Genomic DNA, 20,084 nt, shown 5'->3' with positions numbered 1-20,084 from the left:
CTCTTGTCACGTTCCCGCGCCCTTCTCGTTTAAGACCTGCTCCACTTTGGCGATATGCAGCTCCATGCGGGATTTGGCCTCCGCCGCATCGCCTTCGGCGATCGCCTCGTAGATGGCGCGATGCTCCTCAAGCAGGCGCTGAGCGGTGGATCGCTCCGCGTAAAACCACAGTGCCCGCGTATCGCGCATGCTGTCGTGCAGACGCAGCGACATCGATTCCATCAGCTGCATGAGCAGCGGATTTCGCGTAGCGGCGGCGATCTGCTCGTGAAAGCGGACATCGGCCTGTTCGTTGAACGCTTCGTCGTCCATGCGGGCTTCCATTTCGTCCAATATCGCCGACAGCTTGCCGAGATCGTCCCCGGTCCGGTTCGCGGCGGCAAGCGCGGCGCACCCGGTTTCCAGCACCCGCCGCACCTCCAGAATATGACGCAGCGTCAGCGCCCGGTCCGCCCAGGCTTCGGGATGCAGCATGCCGGGATGGGACGGCGCGGTTTCCGGCTGCGCGGATTTGACGAAGGTGCCGCCTCCCTGGCGGATGTCCAGCATGCCCATCGCTTTCAGGGCGCTTAGCGCTTCGCGGATCGTCGAGCGTCCGACGCCGTAGCGCTCCGCCAGCTCGACGACCGACGCCAGCCGGTCCCCGGGAGCCAGGCTTCCTTCTTCAATCTGTCTCTTCAAGTCGTTCATGACCCATTCGTGGCTTTTCAACGGCCGGTTTTCGTTCATAGCAGCTCCTTTGCAAGCGTTCGCCGATCGATTCGGCGGCGTGGCGGTCCGGCGGCCTTCCGTTCGCCTTGCCTTCCGGACTTTCCGCGAGAATACGCTTTCCAACGTTTTTATTTTAGTGTATACTACAAACCGACAAAAGTCATCAGATGACCTGATTAATTTTGCGTTCAAATGAATCTTGATCGAGAGGGAGTGTCCGGCTTGCTGCCCGAACAAGCAAAGCGCGAACTGATCGCCATTCTCGGCGACGCCGATTTCAAGGATGACCCGCAGTCGCTTGTCACCCATTCCTATGACGGGACCGCCATGCAGCAGGCGCTGCCCGACGCCGTCGTGTATCCCCGCGACACCGCCCAGGTTTCGGCGGTCATGAAGGTGCTGAACAAGCACCGCATACCGCTTGTAACCAGGGGATCGGGCACGAATCTGTGCGGCGGCACCGTGCCGGTGAACGGGGGCGTCGTCATGGTGATGCACCGCATGAACCGGATTTTGGAGATCGACCTCGAGAACTTGACGGCCGTCGTGCAGCCGGGGCTGAATACGAAGCAGTTCAGCGCCCATGTGGAGAGCCTCGGACTGTTTTATCCGCCGGACCCGAGCAGCATGGCCGTCTCCACGATCGGCGGCAACATCGCGGAGAACTCGGGCGGCTTGCGCGGCCTCAAATACGGCACGACCAAGGACTACGTGATCGGACTGGAAGCGGTGCTGGCCAGCGGCGACATTATCCGGACCGGCGGCAAGCTGATGAAGGACGTGGCCGGCTACGATCTGACCAAGCTGCTCGTCGGATCGGAGGGAACGCTCGCGATCATTACGGAAGCGACGCTCAAGCTGATTCCGCCGCCGAAAGCGAAAAAGACGATGCTCGCCATGTACGCCGATCTTTACGACGCGGCTCGGACCGTATCCAAAATTATCGAAAACCGCATCATCCCGGCCACGCTGGAGTTTCTCGACAATCCGACGATCCGGGTCGTGGACGATTTCGCCAAGCTCGGCCTGCCGCTGGATATGGAAGCGATTTTGCTGATCGAGCAGGACGGCGAGCCGGAAACGGTGGAACGCGACATCGCCCGGATCGAGGAAATTTGCAGAGGGGAGAACGCGGCCCGGATCAGCGTCGCGGCGACGCCGGAGGAGGCGAACAAGCTGCTAGCGGCGCGGCGCAGCGCCTTCACGGCGCTCGCCCGGCTGCGGCCGACGACGATACTCGAGGACGCCACGGTGCCGCGCTCGAAGATCGCCGACATGGTGCTCGAAATCAACCGGATCGCCCGCAAATACGGCGTCAACATCTGCACGTTCGGCCACGCCGGCGACGGCAACCTGCATCCGACGGCGACGACCGACGCCCGGGATCTTGACGAGGTGCATCGCGTTGAGGAGGCGTTTGCGGAAATATTCGAAGCGGCCATCGCGCTCGGCGGCACGATCACCGGCGAGCATGGCGTCGGGATCGTCAAAGCGCCGTTCCTCGAATGGAAGGTCGGGGCCGCGGGCATCGAGGTCATGAAGGGGATCAAGGCGGCTTTCGACCCGCACAATCTGCTCAACCCCGGCAAAATGTTCGCCAAGCAAACGCGCAAAAGGGTGGTGATCCATCATGGCTAATCCGCAGCTTGCGGCGAAGCTGAAGATCACGCTGGACGAAGACCAGCTCACGAACTGCATGCGGTGCGGCTTCTGCTTGCCCGCCTGTCCCACGTTCCGGGAGACGGGAATCGAAGCGGAATCGCCCCGGGGGCGGATCGCGCTGATGAAAGCGGTGGCCGACGGCCTGATGGACCCGGACGAAGCGTTTGAGGAGCAGATGTATCATTGCCTCGGCTGCCGGGCGTGCGAGCCGGCCTGTCCGGCCGACGTGAAGTACGGGCGGCTGCTGGAGCAGGCGCGCGACGCGATCGAGGACCATACGAGGAGCCACCGCTTATGGGTTAAAGGGGTGCGGCGTCTCGTCTTCAAGGAGCTGTTCCCGAAGCAGGGCCGGATGCGGCTGGCCGGCAAAGCGTTGCGCTTCTACCAGAAATCCGGGCTGCAGCGGGTTGCGCGAACGACGGGGATCCTGAAGCTGCTGCCGAAGCAGTTGGCCGATATGGAAAAAATACTGCCGGAAGCTTCCGGGCAAGGCGTCATCGAACGGATCGGCGGGCGCCACCCGGCCAAAGGCGAGCGAATCGCCACCGTCGGCCTGTTCCGCGGCTGCCTGATGGATACGCTGTTCGCGGAGACGAACGTGCATACGGTGGAACTGCTGACGGAAGCGGGATTCGAGGTCGTCATCCCGCGAACGCAGAACTGCTGCGGCGCCCTTCACGCCCACAGCGGCGAGCTGGACGACGCGCGCGAGCTCGCCCGTCGCAACGTCCGGGCGTTCAAGGAAGCCGGCGTCGATTACATCGTATCCAATGCCGGCGGCTGCGGAGCGCTGCTGGCCGAATACGATCATTTGCTGCACGATGATCCGGCCTGCCGGGAGGATGCGGCCTGGTTCGCCGGACGGGTCAAGGACGTCAGCGACATCCTTTTCCGGCTTGGCCGGCTTCCTTCTTTCGGCGATCCCGCGGCGCCGGGCGGCCCGGTGCGCATCACCTATCAGGACTCCTGCCATTTGCGGAACGTCATGCGTTCGTCCGATGCGCCCCGCCAGCTCTTGCGCCGGGTGTCCGGCGCGGAATTCGTCGAGATGCACGAGGCGGACCGCTGCTGCGGCTCGGCCGGCATTTACAACCTGACCCAGCCGGAGATGGCGGACCAAATTCTGGAGCACAAAATGGAGCACGCAAACGCGACGCGGGCCCATTATTTGCTGACCAGCAATCCGGGCTGCCTGCTGCAGATGAAGCTCGGCGTCGAGCGTTACGGCGACGGCGGCGGCATGAAGGTGGCGCATATTGCCGACTTTTTGCACGAGCGGATGAAGAAAGGGGACTGAACGCTCCCGAACCGGGCGATCGGTTGGAATTGGAATTTTCAGGGTTGACTGCACAGCTTTTGGGGTATATGATTCAATCATACTAAACCGCTTGGAAAAGTGAAGTTAATAGGCCGACTAGTTGACTAGAGGTTTTTGCGACGGCATCCGGCGCCGTTGCGAAAACCTCTTTTTGTTGGGAGCCGATGACGATGAAACCGGACGTGGAGCGAAGGGGGAAGCATCATGACTGAACGACGCGAGAAATCCGATCGGTATTGGATCGAGCGGGCGTATTCGTTGCCGCACACATTGGAGGAACTGAAGGAAAGGCGGCTCGGGCTGTTCGGCCTTCACGGCGGACAGTCGGCTTTCGGCGAAGGGCTGGCGGATTATGCGCACGCCTTGCTCGCCGGCTGGTTCGAGCACAAAGAGACGCAGCCGTTTCGGGATATCGCCCGTTTTCCGCTGTCCGCTCAGCTGATTTACGAGCGAAGCCGCAAGGAGCTCGGCCTGATGACGACTTCGCTGCAGCGGATCCGGCCGTTTCGTTCGGCAAACGGAACGATTCCCGTCGTCGAGCGGAATTCGGAGGGGATCGCGGTAAGCGGCAGCCAGACGTTTGCCGCCGACGCCGCCCATGCCGGGCAACTGCTCGTTTGGATCCGGGAATACGGGGACGAAGCGCCCACGACGCTTGCGCTGGTGCCGACCGGCAGCGAGGGGCTTAAGATCAGGCTCCACCCGGAAACTTCGTCGTGGACGACCGTCCTTTACGACCGGGTGTTCATTCCGCAGGAGCGAATTTTGCTGGACCGCAACGCGGCCGGAGCCGAGCTGATCCGCTCGCACCCGTTCGTGCAGGCGCTGGCGGGCTACCAGTGGGCGGCCAGGCAGTTGGACGCCCTCGAGCTGTTGACGGGGACCGCATTCGCCCTGGCTGATCAAACGGGCTTGAGCAAGGACCCCGACATTCAATACGAGCTCGGCCTTTTGATTCAGGAGCTCGAGTCGCTTAAAGCGCTGCTTTACGCCGCCGAGCTGGAAGCCGAACGGAGTCCGGCGGGGGCGCTGCTGCCTGCGCCGGTGCCGGTCGCGGCCGCCAAGCGGGTCGGCGGCGACGGTTACCGCCGCGCGTCCGAGCTCATTCACCGGATCGGAGGGACGGAACTGCTGGACGCGCCGGATTTCGCCGCGCCTTCCGAACGATCGGAATTTCACCGTGCGAAATCCCGCGAGCACGACATTCGCCGTTTGGCCTGGCGCCTTGCGGGCGATGAAGAGGCCGCAAGGCGCAGGCAGCACGAGCGCTTCGCCTTCGGGGATCCGATCGAGCGCTCGAAAGAGCTGTACCGGCATTACCCGCAGCATCAGCTTCGCGAACGCTACCGGGCTTTTCGCCGGGCGATCGACGCTCAGGCGTACGAACCGCAAGGGAGGTGAGCGAATTGACGGACAAAATAACGGCCGAAAACCTGGAGATGCGCTATACGGTAAGAAACGAATCGGGGCGGAAGGAGACCGTGTCCGTGCTGAAGGAATTTTCCCTTTCCGTCCGGGAGGGAGAATTTCTGGCCATTCTCGGCCCGAGCGGCTGCGGCAAGTCCACTTTCTTGAACATCCTGGCCGGCTTGGCGCGCCAATCGGGCGGGAAGCTGGCGATCGGCGGGGAGCCGGTCAACGGGGTCAATCCCAAGCACGGCGTCGTTTTTCAAGGTTATGCTCTGTTTCCGTGGAAAACCGTGCTTCAAAACGTCGAGGTCGGCCTGCACATCCGCGGCGTCCGCAAAAAGGAGCGCAGACGGATCGCGCTCGACTATATCCAGCTTGTCGGCCTGCAATCGTTCGAGCACCGGTATCCGCACGAGCTTTCCGGCGGGATGCGGCAGCGGGTGGCGATCGCCCGGGCGCTCGCCTACGAACCCGACGTCCTGCTCATGGATGAGCCGTTCGCGGCGCTCGATGCGCAGACGCGGGAGATTTTGCAGTCGGAGCTTCTGCGGATTTGGGAAGCCCGCAAGGTGACGATCGTTTTTATTACGCACAGCCTGGACGAAGCGATCTTCCTTGCCGATCGGGTGGCGGTGATGACCGCAAGGCCCGGCCGCGTCAAAGAGATCATCGATGTTCCGTTGGAGCGGCCCCGTTCCGCCGAGATCCGCAATTCCGAAGCTTTCGTCAAGCTGCGGCAGCGGGCCTGGACGGTGCTGAAGGACGAAGTGGAGCAAACGCTGCGCCTTAGCGCCTCCGCTTCCTCGGCGGCGGGAACGGCGGCGACAGAAGCGCAGGCCTCGGAGACATCCAAGCCGGCGGCAGCGGCGGAGCCGGCCGGCGCCGTGCCGGAACGGATTACCGGATAGTGAACATAGGGAGCATAAGAGGTGAAGCGACTTGAGCGCAACGTCGGGCAGCCGTTATTTGCAGAGACTCGCGCAGCAGCGTAACGTTTGGCTTGACGGTGAAGTCGTTCGCGATCTTGCCCGCCATCCGGCCTTTGCCGGAACGGTCCGCTCGGTGGCGGCGCTGTTGGATTTGCAGGACGATCCGGTCCGCAGCTCCGAGTTGACCTTTACGACGGAAACGGGGGCAAAGGCCAATCTGGCTTTTCTCGTTCCGAGAGAACGGGACGATATTTTCCGAAGAGGACGTTCCTTCCGCGTCTGGTCGGATGCGACGTTCGGGGTCATGAGCCGGGTGGCGGGATTTTATCGCGCCCAATTGACGGGCTGGCATATCCGGAGTAATCTGATCCGGCAAGAAGAACCTCATTTTCCGGACAAAATCGCCCGTTATTACGCCGACTTGAGGGACCGCGACCTGCTGCTTACGGCGGCGGGGCACGATCCGCAAATCGACCGGACGAAGCTCGCATCCGAGCTCGGCGATTTGTATACGGCGCTGCGGGTCGTCAAGGAAACCGAAGAAGGGATCGTGGTCAGGGGCGCCAAAATGATCGCGACCGGCGGGCCGTATATGGATGAAATTATGGTCTCTCCGCACAGCCCGAAGACAGCCGAGGAAAAGCACTACGCCGTGATGTTCGCCATCCCCGCCAGCCATCCGGGCGTGCATTTGATTTGCCGCGAGCCGTTCGCGTCCGAACGAACCGAAGATCACCCGCTTAGCTCGCGCTACGACGAGATGGACGCCGTTCTCGTCTTCGACGATGCGCTGATCCCGTGGGATCGGGTATTCATCCGGAACAATCCCGAGGCGATTTGGAAGATCCGTTCGGATCGGTTCGTGAGCGCGATCAGCCTCCATGAGAACGTTGCCCGGCTGGCAAGCAAGCTGGAGTTCGTAGCCGCCGTCGGCGTGGAACTGGCCGCATCGATCGGCATCGCCCGGTTCTCCCATGTTCAGGATAAGCTGGCCGAGCTGTTTCTCCAACTGGAGACGGTCGAAGCGCTGCTGAAGTCCGCCGAGCACCGCTGCGCGCTTCATCCCGACGGCGTGTGGGAGCCCGAGCTTCAGCCGCTGGTCACCGCCAAAAATTTGGGCAACCGTTATTATCCCCGGGCCATCGAGATTTTGCAGCTGCTGTCGGGAGCGGGCATGCTGCAGGTGCCGTCAACGCTGGCCGAGCTGCACGGTCCGCTCGGTTCCCGGCTGCGCAACATTTACCGGGGAGCCGACCGCGACGCCGAGGAGAGAGTCAAGCTGCTCAAGACGGCCTGGGATTTGGCGGGCAGCCGGCTGGGGGCCCGGCACGAGCTTTATGAACGCTTCTATGCGGGAGACCCGGCGCGAACGTACGCGGCGCAATATGCGGAATACGACAAGCAGGCGCTGCTGGACCGGGTGGCGCGGCATATCGGATGAAGAGCGTTCCCGAAGCGTTAAGCGTTTTTGTCCGGGTATTCGTTCTCCTCGTTGTTTTTTTATGGGTTTCGGTTCCGGGCGCCGCCGCCCATTCGACGCTGCTTCGGGCTTCTCCCGCGCCGGACGGCAGGCTTGCGGAACCGCCCGATCAGGTCGTTCTGACATTTAACGAGCGGCTGGAAAACCGGCTGTACCGAATCGGCGTTTATGACGAAAAGGGACTGCCGGTTGCGGACCGGCCTGCGGAGATGGACCGGAACCGGAAAATCGTCCGGCTCGCCCTGCCCAAGCTCCCGGACGGAAGCTACACCGTCTCGTACCGGATCGTATCGGCGGACGGCCACCCGGTGCAAGCGTCCTACGTGTTCACGGTGGGCAGCCGTACGGAAGCGAAAATCGGCTATACTTCGGCTTCCAAGCTTCATGAAGAGCACGAACTGGGCAAGAACGTTCCCTACTGGCTGATCCGGATTTTCTATTATGCCAGCTTGCTTGCGGTCACCGGCTGGGCCGGAATCCGCGTTCTCGTCCGCGGGATTGGAGACGGTTCTCCCGCCCGCTTCCGGTTCGTCTTCCGCCTGCTGCTGGGACTGCATGCGGCCGCTCTGGCGCTTATCGCCTGGAAAGACCTTCTCCGTCTGGGAACCGGCTTCGGGAAGGCGGAACAAGTCTCCCTGCTGCTCGGAACGTCCATCGGCTTGTCCTATTTGCTGGCGTTCTCGGCAGTCGCGGTCGGCTTTGCCGTCGCGGGAAAACGGAGGCTGCCGGACGCGGTCTGGATCGCGTTCATGTTTGCCGCCAAAGGGCTTAACGGCCATGCGATGGGGTATGCCGTGCCGGCCGCAACCTTTGCGCTCGACGTGCTTCATCTGTTCGCGGCGAGCGTCTGGACGGGCGTTCTGCTCGCCGTCGCCCTTCACTGGCGCAAACGGGAGCGGGAACGCATTCTTCCTCATCTTCCCGCCCTGTCCCAGGCGGCGTTGGCGGCCGTCGCGCTGCTGACCGTCAGCGGACTGGCCGCAGCGTACCTGTATTCGGACGGCTTCCGCCACTTGACGTTGACATGGTGGGGCAAGCTTTTGCTGGCCAAATCGGCGGCCGTTCTGCTTGTCGTTGCGGCAGGCTATGGGCTGCGCCGGCGGGTTCGCGCGCAAAGATGGTCCGGATTCGGCGGTTGGCTGTCGCTGGACATCGGTCTGCATGCTCTTATTGTTTCAATTGCCGGAATATTCACATTTCTTAATCCGCTTGCCGCGACCGGTCCGCTGTTTTGGCACGAAAATGTGAACGGCGTCCATATCGCCGCGATCGTGACGCCCAACGAGCCGGGGGCCGTCAACCAATTCAACGTATCGGTGGGCGGGACCGGCCGGGACGGGGGGCTGAAGCGCGTAACGCTTAAACTGGCTTATCTGGACAACCCGGACATCGCTCCGATCGAGGTGCCGCTTTCGCAGGTGGAGACGAACGGCAGTCCGCTGCGGCTTTACGATCATCATTACAGCGCGGAGGGCAAATACCTGGCGTTCGCCGGAAAGTGGAGGCTTGAAGTCAGCGTGCTGGACCGTTCGGACAACGAATACGTCACGACAAAAGTTTTTTACAACGAAAGAAGATAACGAAAAGTTAAGCAAGCGAAGAAAGGAGAGGAGAAAGGCGATGGGGATTCCGCATAAAATCGCTGTTCTTACGCTGGCGGCTTCGCTGGCGTTCGCAGGTACCGCCTCCGCGCATGTGACCGTGCTGCCGGCGGAAACGAAACAGGGAGCTTACGAAGTCTTTACGGTTCGGGTTCCGACCGAAAAGGAGGCGGCGACGGTCAAGCTGGAAGTCCGTTTCCCCGAAGGGATAACCGTCAGCCGGGTGCAGCCGGTGCCGGGATGGACCTACGCATTCGCGGCGAACGGGGACGGATCTTACACCGGAATTACGTGGACGGCCGTAGACGGAGGGCTTAAGGAAGGCGAATTCGGAGAATTTCGCCTTCAGGGGCAGGTTGACGAGGACGCCGGCTCTTCGCTCGCGTGGAAAGCCTACCAGACGTATGCGGACGGCTCGGTTGTCGAATGGGTCGGCGGAGCGGGCACGGACGAACCGGCTCCCGTGACGAAGGTGCTTGCCGCGGACGGAACGGGCTCGGGCGATCACCATGCCGCATCCCCCGCCGGCAAGGAAGCGGAGGATGCCGATCGAGCCGGTTGGCTGTCTTCGCAAAGCGTCCGTTCCCCTTCTTTCTATGTCGCGTTGCTCGCGCTTGCGGCCGGCCTCGTTGCGGTTTCGGTGTCGCTGCGGCGCGGCAAGCGGACCGTCTGAAGCATGGAAAGGCGTCTGCGGGCGTTGTTGGATGACGCGGCTTCGCAAGGAGAGACGAAGCGCAACGCAGCCGCGGTGATCGTGCTGCTGGTTTTGCTCGGCTTAGGGCTTTACATGCATTTCGGCAGGTCCGGTCCGCAAGCTGCTGGGCAAGAAGCCGAAGCCGAGAACTTCGCGCTCGAGCGGCTGGAAGGAGGACTCGCCAAGCTGTCCGATTACCGGGGCAGGCCGGTGCTGGTCAACTTCTGGGCGAGCTGGTGCCCGCCGTGCAAGGCGGAGATGCCCGAGCTGGCCGCCTTCGCCGCCGCGCATCCGGATGTTGCCGTGTTGGCCGTCAATTTGACGTTTACCGAAACCGGCCTGGAAGAGGTGGCCGAATTCGCGCAAGGTTTCGGAAGCGAGGTTTCCGTTCTGCTTGACGAGACCGGTTCGGCCGCGAAGCGATTGCAGGTGGCCGCTTACCCGACCTCGCTCGTATTCGACAAAAGCGGCGTTTTGCGCGAGACCCTGGTCGGCCAGACCGACCGGAAGCGGCTGGAGCACGTTTTTTACGGGGAAAAGGGAAAGGTTGATTCGTAATCGCGAAAGGAGAGAGCTGAACCATGAAGGGATCGAAGTCCCGGTTACGCATGCAGGTCATCGCGTTGGCCGCGCTTCTCGTCGGCGCGCTTGCGCTGTCCGGCTGCGGCGGCGCCGGCAAGGAGGCGGGCGCGGACGATGCGCCGGGCTCCAATAACGGAGACCGGGAGGTTGTCGAATTCAAGTACCCGGACAATCCCGGATTTGATCTGGTCTATCTGGCGGATGAGCTGGGGTATTTCGAAGGCACGTCGACGCGGCCGAAATATGTGGGGAAGGTGGCCGCTCCGCAGATCATCCCGCTCGTCGGCACGGGAGACCTCGATTTCGGGACGCGCATGGTGCCGCTTGTGATTTCGGCGATCGCCAGCGGCGCGGATATCAAGGTCATCTCGGCGGGCGGCAAGACGCTGGAAGAGGCGCCGCATATGAAATATTTCGCCCGCAACGACGGCAGCGTGAAGACGCCGAAGGATCTGGAAGGCAAGACGATCGGCTTCAACAGCTTCGGAGCGTGCGCCGAGTTTGTCTCCAAGAAGTGGTTCCGCGAGCAGGGCGTCGACGTCAGCAAAATAAATTTTCTCGTCGTCCCCGACGACAAGCAGGAGCAGACGCTGGAGCAGGGCGGCATCGATCTGGCGATCATCCACGCCCCGTTTTCGGGCAAAGCCGAGCACAACGACAAGCTCGTCAAGCTGTGGAGCGACTACGATCTGGACGGCGGGCTTGGCGGCATGGCGCCTTACAGCGTCAACGGCAAGTTCGCGCGGGAGCATCCGCAGGCGGTTAAAGATTTCGTAACGGCGATCGCCAAGACGGCCAACTGGGTCAACGAGAATCCGGAGGAAGCCCGGAAGATCATTGCCAAGCGGCTGAACATGGATGTCAAATATATCGACCGCTTCGCTTACGTGGAAAATCTCGTCATTACCGAGCCGCCGATCCAGTATTACATCGACATTTTGGAGCAGGAAGGCAAAATTCCAAAAGGCAAAGTCAACGTCAAGGACGTATACACGAACGAATTCAATCCGTTCGCTTCCGGTCAAGCGTCCCCGGACCAAACCGCCGGTGCGGATGCTTAAGCCGCAGGCGCGAAGCCATCATGACAACGGGAGAGAGGCCGTCCATGAAAAACGGGTATCGCTTGTTCACGAACATAACGGATCGCGGACTTGCCATTGCGGCATTCATCGTCGTCTGGGAGCTGTTGCCCCGGCTGGGTATCGTCAACCCGGCTTATTTGAGCCCGCCGTCCCAGGTAATCGTATCGATCGGCAGGCTGTTGTCGACGGGCGATTTATGGGTGCATTTGACGAAAAGTTTGCAGCGCTCGCTGTCGGGCTTGCTGCTGGCGATTGCGGCGGGGACGCTGATCGGGCTGTTGCTCGGCTGGTTCAAGCGCTTTGAGGCCATTGTCGATCCGCTGCTGCAACTGTTCCGCCAAATTTCCGCGTTCGCGCTGTTTCCGGTGTTCATTCTGTTTCTCGGCATCGGCGAACCGTCCAAGACGGCGATTATTTTCTGGGCGTCGTTCTGGCCGATTCTGTTGAACACGGTCAGCGGGGTCAAGCATGTCGACAAGCTGCTGATCGATTCCGCGCGGTCCATGGCCGCATCGCAGACGTACATTTTTTTCCGCGTTGTGCTGCCGGCCGCTTCGCCCAGCATCTTTACCGGCATCCGTCTGGGCGGCGCCTACTGCATCACGGCGCTCGTCGCCGCCGAAATGATCGGCTCATCCGCCGGGCTCGGGTTTTACATTTTGAATTCCCAGGAAACGTTCCAGATACCGGATATGTATGCCGGCATCATCCTGCTTGCCTTCGTCGGTTTGCTGCTTAACTATATTCTGGCGCTGATCGAGGCGCGGTTCACCCGCTGGCGCAAAGGGCTGTCCGTGAATGCCTGACGGGCCGGAAGCGCGCCGCGGGATGCGCCGCCGGCGGGGCCTTGCGGTGCCGGTCGTGCTGATGGCTCTGTCGATGCTGTGCGCGGGCTGCGGCTTCGCGGCCGGGGGAACGAACTCCGCGGCGGTTCCGGCGCCGATCGACCCGGGCAAGCTCCGGATCGGATACGCGGAGCCGAATGCGGTCATGACCGTCCTGCGGGAAAAGGGGGAGCTGTCCGGCCGGCTCGCGGACTTGTCCGTCACGCCGGAGTGGCATGCGTTTGCGGACGAAGCGGAAGCGTTAACCGCCCTCCGCGAAGGCCGGATCGATCTGGCGGCGACGGGCGATGCGGTTCCGGCTTTTTTGCTCAAGGAAGGAGACCCGGTCGTCTATTTGGCGGCCGAACCGTCGAATCCGGCCGCTTATGCGGTGGTCGTTCCGCTGGAATCGGACATTTTGAATGTTTCCGATTTGAAAGGGAAGAAGATCGCTTACCCGCGTTACACCAACGAGCATCTGCTCCTCATGCAAATGGCCGATCGCGCCGGCCTGCCGCTTGCGGATATGAAGCTGGCGCCGGTTGCGCCGTCCGCGATGGAGCGGTCGTTTGCCGAACGAAAGGCCGATGCTTGGGCCGTCGCCGAACCGGTCCTGAGCCGTTTGCAATCGTCCGGTGTTCGAATCGTGGCAGACGGAACCGGACTGGTCGCCACCCGCGACGTCTATTTGGCGAATGCCCGCTATTACCGGGAGCGCGAGGAGGTGCTGGACGCCGCGCTTGACGCCATTCTCCGGCAGGAGGATTGGTTCGGAAGCGACGTGCACGGCGCCGCCGAATGGCTCAGCGCGCGCACGGAGGTGGAGCATATCGAATGGCTGACGGTATTCGAGCGCAAGCTGTTCGGCATCGCTCCATTGTTGGAGAGCATCGCCAAGGAGGAGCAAAACGTTGTCGACACGCTCGTTCGTTTGAAAGGCAGGAAAGAGACGTATGCGGTATCGGATTTTCTGCCCGATCCGCAGACCTGACGCAAGCGGGCCGTTCCGCAGGCAAGCGACGCCTGAGCGGAACGGCCCGTTTTAGCGGAACCATACCGAAGCCGATAAGGCGAAAAATTCTTTATACCTCCTATTTCTTCTCAAGGGAACCCGCGTCCGCTTCGGCGGCAGACACCCCCGGCGCGCCGGTGGAATGCCGCTCGACGAAACGGGTGTCGACGCGGATTTTGATGCGGGCGCCGCTGCTGCGGTCGTCCGGTTCCGTCAGGAGGTCCACGGCGAGCTGGGCCATTTTCTCCTTTTCGACATGGATCGTCGTCAGCTCCGGCGAGACGATGACGGATTCCGTAATGTTGTCGAACCCGATCACCGAGATGTCTTCGGGCACCCGGTAGCCCAGCTCGGACAAAGTCTTCATGGCACTGATCGCAATATAATCGCACTCGCAGAAGAGCGCGGTCGGCAGTCCTCCTTCCGTCCTGAGGCAAGCCTCAAGCTGCCGGCGCATCGAATCCTGCGACGAGAGGATGGTCGGTTCGACGGAAAACGTCCGGCTCGGGGCGATCTCCAGGTTTCGTTCCCGCAGAGCGGTTTGAAAGCCCAGCCTGCGTTCCTCAAAGTTATGAATCCGCACGTTGGAAGCGACATAGCCGATATCCCGGTGTCCGATGTCGCACAGATGCGAACCGGCCTGATAAGCGCCCATCGCGTTGTTGATGCCGATAAAATGCACCGGCAGCGTATCGAAGCACGTATCCAGCACGACAAGTTGCGGCAGCTGCGCCGCGATCTCGGCGATGTGATCGCGGCTTAGGTTGGTGCCGAGCAAGATGACTCCGCTGCCGCGATGGTCCTCTGCTACGGCGCGCACGTCCCTTTCGAAAAACTCCATGTTCACGGTCGAGAAAATGAGCGAATAGCCTTTGGAGCGGCAGCGCTCTTCGATAAAGTGAATCAGTTCCCGGAAAAAGGGCTGCTGATAATACGCTTCGGCAACGAACCCCAAGTTGGTGACGACAAGAAATACGAGCGATTTTGCGGACTTTTCCGTTGCGGAAGAAGCGCGCGGCTTGACCGAATAGCCCATTTCCCGGGCAATGCGCAAGATGCGCTCTCTCGTCTCGTTCCCGATTCCGGGCTTTCCGCTCAGGGCAAGGGAGACGGCCGATTTGGAAACCTGGGCCAACCTAGCGATATCTTCCATTTTCATAATTTATTCTCCGATCGATTCCGAAATCATAAGAGCTTGGAATACGTTTAGTTTACTATCAACATTCTCATTTTCGCAATCAAATAAACTAAATAAATTTAAAGATGGTCGAATAATTTTAGTAAATACAACTAAAAAACGAGGAATGAAGGACAAAATCCAGCCAAAAGATCGGAACAAAGCTGGGTGTTATGCACTATATTTAGATTGAAACGAATTGGTTTGGCTTGTTTAGTTTATTCGATTTTTCGATTTCAAAAGGCGGCAAAAGGGAAACCCGCGGCGTCGTTTCGCGCAACCGCGGCGGGAAGGCGGGACGAAGCCGGCCGCGCGGAACGGCAATTGCAATCGGGATGGGATCGTGGTAACTTGAGCTTGTCGTTTTGCAAACGGGACGCTATAATTTTGTGTAATCCTAGCGATTATATCGGAAATACGAGTTTATCAAGAAAAGGATCGTGATCGATAGTGGCCAAAATCGTCGTTATTGTCGGCAGCCCTTCCCAAAAGTCGAGACTTCATGCAATCGTGGACCGCATCGGAAAGCAAATCGAAGCGTCGGGGAACTCGCTTTCGGTCGTGCATGTGCGCGATCTGCCCGCCGAAGATTTGCTGCACGCTAAATTTGACAGCGAAGCGATCGTTTCCGCCAACCAAAAGGTCGCGGAAGCCGATGCGGTGATCGTCGCGACGCCGGTGTACAAAGCCTCGTTTACCGGCATTTTGAAAGCTTATCTCGATCTGCTGCCGCAAAAGGGGCTGGAAAACAAGGTCGTTCTCCCGATCGCCGTCGGCGGCACGATCGCGCATCTGCTGTCGATCGACTTCGCGATGAAGCCGGTGTTTTCGGTGCTTGGCGCGCGCAACATTCTGACCGGCGTGTTCGTGCTCGATACCCAGGTGACGTGGAACGACCAGGGCGGAGCCGATATTGCGGAAGAAGCGGCAAGCCGGCTGGACCAATCCGTCAGCCAGTTGCTTCAGGAAGCCGAGTGGCTGGCCAGCAAGTCCGGAACTTGAGCGCATAGCGGGGGCGGTTCCGGGACGACCGCCGTTCCGAAGCGTCCGATTCCCGCTGCCCGGGGCAAACGAAACGGTCGCAACGGGACTGTCTCAACGGATAAGCTCTGCAAGGCCGGCGCAAGAACAAACCGGCGAATGTTTGAACCTCCAAAAACCACTGTAGAAAGTGGAGATGGAGGTTTATCTTTTTGTATCGGGCCCGCCGGAGCGATCAGGCGGGAATGCAGTTGCTATAAAGGCAACTGCAAAGTCCGATTTCGCACGTTCCCGTGATTTAAGTGCCATATCGGCAATTATATTTGGCGCACAACCCGCCGGAGCGGTCGGGCGGCGATGCAGTTGCTATAAAGGCAACTGCAAAACCCGATTTTGCGCGTTCCCCCGATTTAAGTGTCATAGCGGCAATTAAATTCGGCGCACAACCCGCCGGGCCGGGCGTGCGGGATTGGGGCTGTCTCGCGTTTTTCCCGCTTGCGGGCGGCAGGCGGCTGTCCGTGCGGCACAGCGTCGCGGCATTGCCTCTTGTTAATCGAGCGGATTTCGTTATAAACTATGTAGCAAGTTCCTGTCAGATCCAGGATTTCTACTTGAGGAAGATTTCTACTTATATCAAAGGAGAATAAGGAATCATGAGCGCACACAGCAAAACGGGCCATTGCCGGATCGTTGACTGCACCGTTCGCGACGGCGGACTGGTCAACAATTGGGATTTCAGCATCGAATTCGTGCAGGATCTGTATCAGTCGCTGAATGAAGCCGGCGTCGAATACATGGAGATCGGCTACAAAAATTCCCCGAAGCTGCTTAAAGGGGCGGAGAACGCGGGACCGTGGCGTTTTCTCGACGACGATTTCCTGCGCAAGGTGATTCCGCAAAAAGGAAAAACGAAGCTGTCCGCCCTGGTCGATGTCGGCCGCGTCGACGAAAACGACGTGCTGCCCCGCAGCGAGTCGCTGCTCGACCTGATTCGCGTCGCCTGCTACGCGCGCGATACGGCGAAGGCGATCGAGCTAGCCACCTTGTTCCATCAACGCGGCTACGAGACGACGATCAATATTATGGCGCTTTCGAACGTCATGGACAACGAGCTGACCGAATCGCTCGCGATGATCGCCGACAGCCCGATCGATGTCGTCTACATCGTCGATTCCTACGGCAGCCTGGACCCGGACGACATCCGATACCTGGTGGAAAAATTCCGCCGCAACCTGAAGCACAAGCGCCTCGGCGTGCATACGCACAACAATATGCAGCTCGCGTTCGCCAACACGCTGGTGGCGGCGGAGATGGGCGTGGAGCTGCTCGACGCTTCCGTTTACGGCATGGGCCGCGCGGCCGGCAACTGTCCGACCGAGCTGCTGCTTGCCAAGCTGACCAAACCGGAGTACAATCTCCGGCCTGTGCTCGGCATGATCGAACGCCATATGGTGAAGCTTCGCGAGAAGGAAGAGTGGGGATATCTCATTCCGTACATGGTGACCGGCGCGCTCGACGAACATCCCCGTTCGGCCATGGCGTGGCGCGCATCGCCCCAGCGCGACGAGTACGTGAATTTCTACGACAAAATGACGACTCCGGAAGTGTACTCCAAGTAATCCGGCAGCTTAGCGGCAACGGCTCTCCGACGGGGAGCCGTTCGTTTCGTTTTGCGTCCCGCCTTCCCGCAAATGCCGGTGGAAGGCGAAAGCGGCCGGGAACGGAAGAACGGGGAAATCCGCCGCGGCCAGTCCGCCGCCGGCGCCTAGCGGTCCGCGTTCGGACTGTAGCCCTGCAGCTCGCCCTGTCCGCGTATGGCCGCCGCCTTGTGCCGGGGGTTGGGATGAAAATAGGCGTCCCCTTGCAAGCGCCTCCCGCCGATCGTCGTCGCTTCGACGATGACATCGATCTCCTCCGTTCCGGCGAAAAACGACAGAAGCCGCTCGTCGGTCACGCCTTCCACATCGATATACCACAAAAAAGTGCCGTACTCCTGAACGACCGTGAGCTTCGCGCGCGCAAACGGCAGCTTCCAGCTTCCGGCCGAATGGGTGACGGACAGCGACGCCAAATCGTAGCTTTTCACAAGCCTCATCCTTTTCCGGTCGAATTCGTTGCGATGGTAAAATTGTATCCGCTGCAAGGGTTGTTTGGCAAACGGCTGCGCTTTGGCCGGCGAACCCGCTGAGGAATTCGCCCCGCTCGCAGCTCCCGGCGCGCGGTGTGGCGCATGAGGAGCGCAAAGGAGGCGTTGGGCGATGTTACGCTTGAAAAGGAAGGTGTCGGCGATGAAACGGCCGGAAACACTGGGAACGCGCGGATCTTCTGTCCGGCTGTTTGTCTACGGAACGCTGCTGCCGGATTTTGAGGGCTTCAAGCTGATCGAGCCTTATTTGCTTACCGCGCCGGTACCGGGCCGGGTGCGGGGACGCTTGGTCGATGCCGGGGCGTACCCCGCTTTGTTGCTGGGGGAAACGAAGGAAAAAGGGAACGTGAAGGGATTGTGGTACGAGATCCGAAGGGAAGCTTTGGCCGAACTCGACGCGTACGAGGAGTTCCACGGCATCGAGGAGCCCAACGATTACGAGCGGGTCTGGGTGTCCGATGCCGAACGGCCGGAAGTGTCGGGATGGGCATACGTATGGGCGGATTCGCGCGGGCTTAGGTTCGCTTCGGCCGACTTTTGGCCGGACGTTTGCCGCCGCAGGCGCCGCGATTAGGGAGCGTGAGCGCACGGCGGCGGGCCCGGAGCGTTCGCGGCTTCCGCCCGCTGTCAAGGCCGCTTTGTCGGGTCATGGGTCCGTCCGCCTGCGCGAAACCGCTGCCGGAGGGAAGGTTGAACGGAGAGAACGGTTCGGGTACGATGGAAGTGCCTTGACGGTACGGAATGAGGCATATCTCCTTAAGGAGGGATTACGGTTCGTGTCGCGGTCTGCGTTACATTCGCGTTTGTTTGCAGCTTCTTTGTTGGGCCGGTGTTTGGCCGTTTCGATTCTCGTCTTCGCGCTGGTTTGCGGTTTTGCGGTTGAGCCGGCTTCCGCCCACGCCTCGCTGGCGAAGGCGACTCCGGGCCAGGACGACAAGCTGAGGGAAAGTCCCGGCTATGTCGAGATCCTCTTCAATGAGCGGCTGGACTCGGCGCAGTACGATTTGCGCGTGCTGGACGGTTCGTCCCGTTCGGTGACCGACGCGCGGCCGGAGCGGATCGAGAAGGGCAAGGGATTGAGGCTGACGTTGCCCAAGCTCGGCGAAGGCCACTATACGGTTACATACAGCGTCATTTCCGCCGACGGCCATCCGGTTTCCGGCGCTTATGTGTTTACGGTCGGCAATCCTCCGCAGCAGACGACTTCGGCACGTCTTGACCCGCATGCGCAGGTCGGACACGAAGGGCACGGCGCAAGCGGCAGCGGGCTGACCGTCGAGTCGTTCCTTCTGTATGCCTCCCGGATCGCGTATTACGCGGGGCTGATCGCAACGGCCGGACTGGCGGTATGGAGCCTGCAGCGCCGTGCCGAGCCGGCCGTAAGGGAGGCGCGCGAGAGGGCGCTCGCGTTCATGGGCAAGTATGCGCTGTGCGCGGCGCTCGTTTTTGTCGTTCTCCACCTTAACGCTTTAACGGAAGGGGAGCCGGTGTCGGAGTGGGGGCGGATTTTGACGCAAACGACGATCGGCAGGCTTTACGCGGCCGAGCTGCTGCTGGCGATGGCGGCTCCGCTGCTGGCTTCGATCGGCGTTTACGCCCGCCTGGTCTGGGCGGCGGCCGCGCTGTTCGCGGAGGCGTGGAGCGGGCATGCGGCGGCTTTTTCTCCGGTAACCTATACGGTGGGGCTTGACTTTGTTCACCTGGCCGGCGCCGCCCTGTGGGGCGGGGGGGTGCTGTTGCTTCTGCTTGTGTGGCGCAAGGAACGGACCGAGGCGGGCAGATTCGCGCTGCTTTTTTCCAGGTGGGCGCTGTACTCGTTTATTGCGCTGTGGGTCACGGGTGTGCTCAGCGTTTTGCAGTATTTGCCGTCCTTGACCTATTTGCTGTATACGTCCTGGGGAAAATGGCTGATCGCCAAAACGTCGTTGTCTTTGCTTGTCGTCGCCGCCGCCTTGTTGATCCGGCTGAGGCTGCGCAAGGGAGAGTTGCCGCAGCAGGCGGTGCTGAAGGCCGATGTGGGGCTGCTCGGAGCCATCGTGCTGTGCGTCGGCATTTTGACGTATCAGAATCCGCTTCCCGCCAACACTCCTTTGCATTATCACGAGATGGGAACGGACATGCACTTGACGCTGCGGATTACGCCGAATGCGCCGGGCGACAACGCGTTTACGGTCAAAGTATGGCTGCCCGAAGCGCTCGGCAAGCCGAAGCAGGTGCTGCTCCGCCTTCATCCCGAAGGAAAAGGGGAGGTCGGGACGATCGACGTTCCGCTTAAAGCGTACGAGGATCAGGAACTCGACGACTTCGCCGGCTTTGCGAAAGCGGCTTACCGGGCCCAAGGAACGTATTTGCCCTTCGCCGGCCGGTGGAAGGCCGAGGTGCGCGTGACGGATTCGAAAAACAACGAGCATGTGCGGGAAACGGCGTTCCGGATCTATTGATCCGGTGACAGGCCGGGGCGGGCAGCAGGCGGGA

Annotated in this window: 18 protein-coding genes; 15 read left to right on the top strand and 3 right to left on the bottom strand. The window is 60.9% G+C overall.

Annotation, left to right across the window (positions count from 1 at the left end; genetic code table 11):
• Nucleotides 1-6: 6 nt before the first annotated feature.
• Entirely contained in the window at nucleotides 7-729 is a 723-nt protein-coding gene (locus F560_RS0107405) for a FadR/GntR family transcriptional regulator (protein WP_019005087.1), read from the bottom strand.
• A 204-nt stretch (nucleotides 730-933) separates the two neighbouring features.
• Here F560_RS0107405 and glcD point away from each other — a divergent pair, with 204 nt between their 5' ends.
• From glcD to F560_RS0107350, 11 genes are all read left to right on the top strand, one after another.
• Nucleotides 934-2,349: a glycolate oxidase subunit GlcD gene (gene glcD, locus F560_RS0107400; protein WP_019005086.1), complete on the top strand. Its 1,416-nt coding sequence runs from the start codon at nucleotides 934-936 to the stop codon at nucleotides 2,347-2,349.
• Nucleotides 2,342-3,670: a (Fe-S)-binding protein gene (locus F560_RS0107395; protein ID WP_019005085.1), complete on the top strand. Its 1,329-nt coding sequence runs from the start codon at nucleotides 2,342-2,344 to the stop codon at nucleotides 3,668-3,670. Before glcD ends, F560_RS0107395 begins: the two co-directional genes overlap by 8 nt.
• A 225-nt stretch (nucleotides 3,671-3,895) precedes the next feature.
• On the top strand, nucleotides 3,896-5,092 hold the full coding sequence (locus tag F560_RS0107390; protein WP_019005084.1) for a 4-hydroxyphenylacetate 3-hydroxylase C-terminal domain-containing protein: 1,197 nt from the start codon (nucleotides 3,896-3,898) through the stop codon (nucleotides 5,090-5,092).
• Between the two features lie 5 nt (nucleotides 5,093-5,097).
• Nucleotides 5,098-6,009 (top strand): ABC transporter ATP-binding protein, encoded by a 912-nt coding sequence (locus F560_RS0107385; RefSeq protein ID WP_019005083.1) that lies wholly within the window; start codon nucleotides 5,098-5,100, stop codon nucleotides 6,007-6,009.
• A 31-nt stretch (nucleotides 6,010-6,040) separates the two neighbouring features.
• Nucleotides 6,041-7,471: a 4-hydroxyphenylacetate 3-hydroxylase family protein gene (locus F560_RS0107380; protein WP_019005082.1), complete on the top strand. Its 1,431-nt coding sequence runs from the start codon at nucleotides 6,041-6,043 to the stop codon at nucleotides 7,469-7,471.
• A complete protein-coding gene (locus F560_RS0107375) occupies nucleotides 7,468-9,090 on the top strand; it encodes a copper resistance CopC/CopD family protein (RefSeq protein ID WP_019005081.1) in 1,623 nt (540 codons plus the stop codon). Before F560_RS0107380 ends, F560_RS0107375 begins: the two co-directional genes overlap by 4 nt.
• A gap of 40 nt (nucleotides 9,091-9,130) precedes the next feature.
• On the top strand, nucleotides 9,131-9,784 hold the full coding sequence (locus F560_RS0107370) for a YcnI family copper-binding membrane protein (RefSeq protein ID WP_019005080.1): 654 nt from the start codon (nucleotides 9,131-9,133) through the stop codon (nucleotides 9,782-9,784).
• Nucleotides 9,785-9,787: 3 nt separating this feature from the next.
• Nucleotides 9,788-10,363: a TlpA family protein disulfide reductase gene (locus F560_RS22755; RefSeq protein ID WP_019005079.1), complete on the top strand. Its 576-nt coding sequence runs from the start codon at nucleotides 9,788-9,790 to the stop codon at nucleotides 10,361-10,363.
• A 23-nt stretch (nucleotides 10,364-10,386) separates the two neighbouring features.
• Entirely contained in the window at nucleotides 10,387-11,448 is a 1,062-nt protein-coding gene (locus F560_RS0107360) for an ABC transporter substrate-binding protein (RefSeq protein ID WP_019005078.1), read from the top strand.
• A 44-nt stretch (nucleotides 11,449-11,492) separates the two neighbouring features.
• Nucleotides 11,493-12,275: an ABC transporter permease gene (locus F560_RS0107355; protein ID WP_019005077.1), complete on the top strand. Its 783-nt coding sequence runs from the start codon at nucleotides 11,493-11,495 to the stop codon at nucleotides 12,273-12,275.
• Nucleotides 12,268-13,284, top strand: a complete 1,017-nt coding sequence (locus tag F560_RS0107350) for an ABC transporter substrate-binding protein (protein ID WP_083932036.1) — start codon at nucleotides 12,268-12,270, stop codon at nucleotides 13,282-13,284. Before F560_RS0107355 ends, F560_RS0107350 begins: the two co-directional genes overlap by 8 nt.
• A gap of 100 nt (nucleotides 13,285-13,384) precedes the next feature.
• Here the strand turns inward: F560_RS0107350 and F560_RS0107345 are convergent, their stop codons facing one another.
• Nucleotides 13,385-14,464 carry a LacI family DNA-binding transcriptional regulator gene (locus F560_RS0107345; protein ID WP_019005075.1) on the bottom strand — a complete coding sequence of 360 codons (1,080 nt, stop codon included), beginning with the start codon at nucleotides 14,462-14,464 and terminating at the stop codon, nucleotides 13,385-13,387.
• 468 nt (nucleotides 14,465-14,932) lie between these two features.
• On the opposite strand from F560_RS0107345, the gene ssuE reads away from it, so the two are divergent.
• Together ssuE and F560_RS0107330 are read left to right on the top strand one after the other, a co-directional pair.
• Entirely contained in the window at nucleotides 14,933-15,484 is a 552-nt protein-coding gene (ssuE, locus tag F560_RS0107335) for an NADPH-dependent FMN reductase (protein ID WP_019005073.1), read from the top strand.
• A 632-nt stretch (nucleotides 15,485-16,116) separates the two neighbouring features.
• Nucleotides 16,117-17,082 (top strand): aldolase catalytic domain-containing protein, encoded by a 966-nt coding sequence (locus F560_RS0107330; protein WP_019005072.1) that lies wholly within the window; start codon nucleotides 16,117-16,119, stop codon nucleotides 17,080-17,082.
• A gap of 146 nt (nucleotides 17,083-17,228) precedes the next feature.
• Here F560_RS0107330 and F560_RS0107320 read toward each other — a convergent pair whose 3' ends face one another.
• Entirely contained in the window at nucleotides 17,229-17,549 is a 321-nt protein-coding gene (locus F560_RS0107320; RefSeq protein ID WP_019005070.1) for a hypothetical protein, read from the bottom strand.
• A 172-nt stretch (nucleotides 17,550-17,721) separates the two neighbouring features.
• Here F560_RS0107320 and F560_RS0107315 point away from each other — a divergent pair, with 172 nt between their 5' ends.
• Together F560_RS0107315 and F560_RS0107310 are read left to right on the top strand one after the other, a co-directional pair.
• Nucleotides 17,722-18,183 (top strand): gamma-glutamylcyclotransferase family protein, encoded by a 462-nt coding sequence (locus F560_RS0107315; RefSeq protein ID WP_019005069.1) that lies wholly within the window; start codon nucleotides 17,722-17,724, stop codon nucleotides 18,181-18,183.
• 202 nt (nucleotides 18,184-18,385) lie between these two features.
• On the top strand, nucleotides 18,386-20,050 hold the full coding sequence (locus F560_RS0107310; protein ID WP_019005068.1) for a copper resistance CopC/CopD family protein: 1,665 nt from the start codon (nucleotides 18,386-18,388) through the stop codon (nucleotides 20,048-20,050).
• Nucleotides 20,051-20,084: the final 34 nt, after the last annotated feature.

It is taken from the genome of Cohnella laeviribosi DSM 21336 (assembly GCF_000378425.1).
In the GTDB taxonomy this organism is placed as follows: Bacteria; Bacillota; Bacilli; order Paenibacillales; family Paenibacillaceae; genus Cohnella; species Cohnella laeviribosi.
Note: the sequence above shows the minus strand (reverse complement) of the source record. Positions and strands in the feature narration are given on the sequence as shown.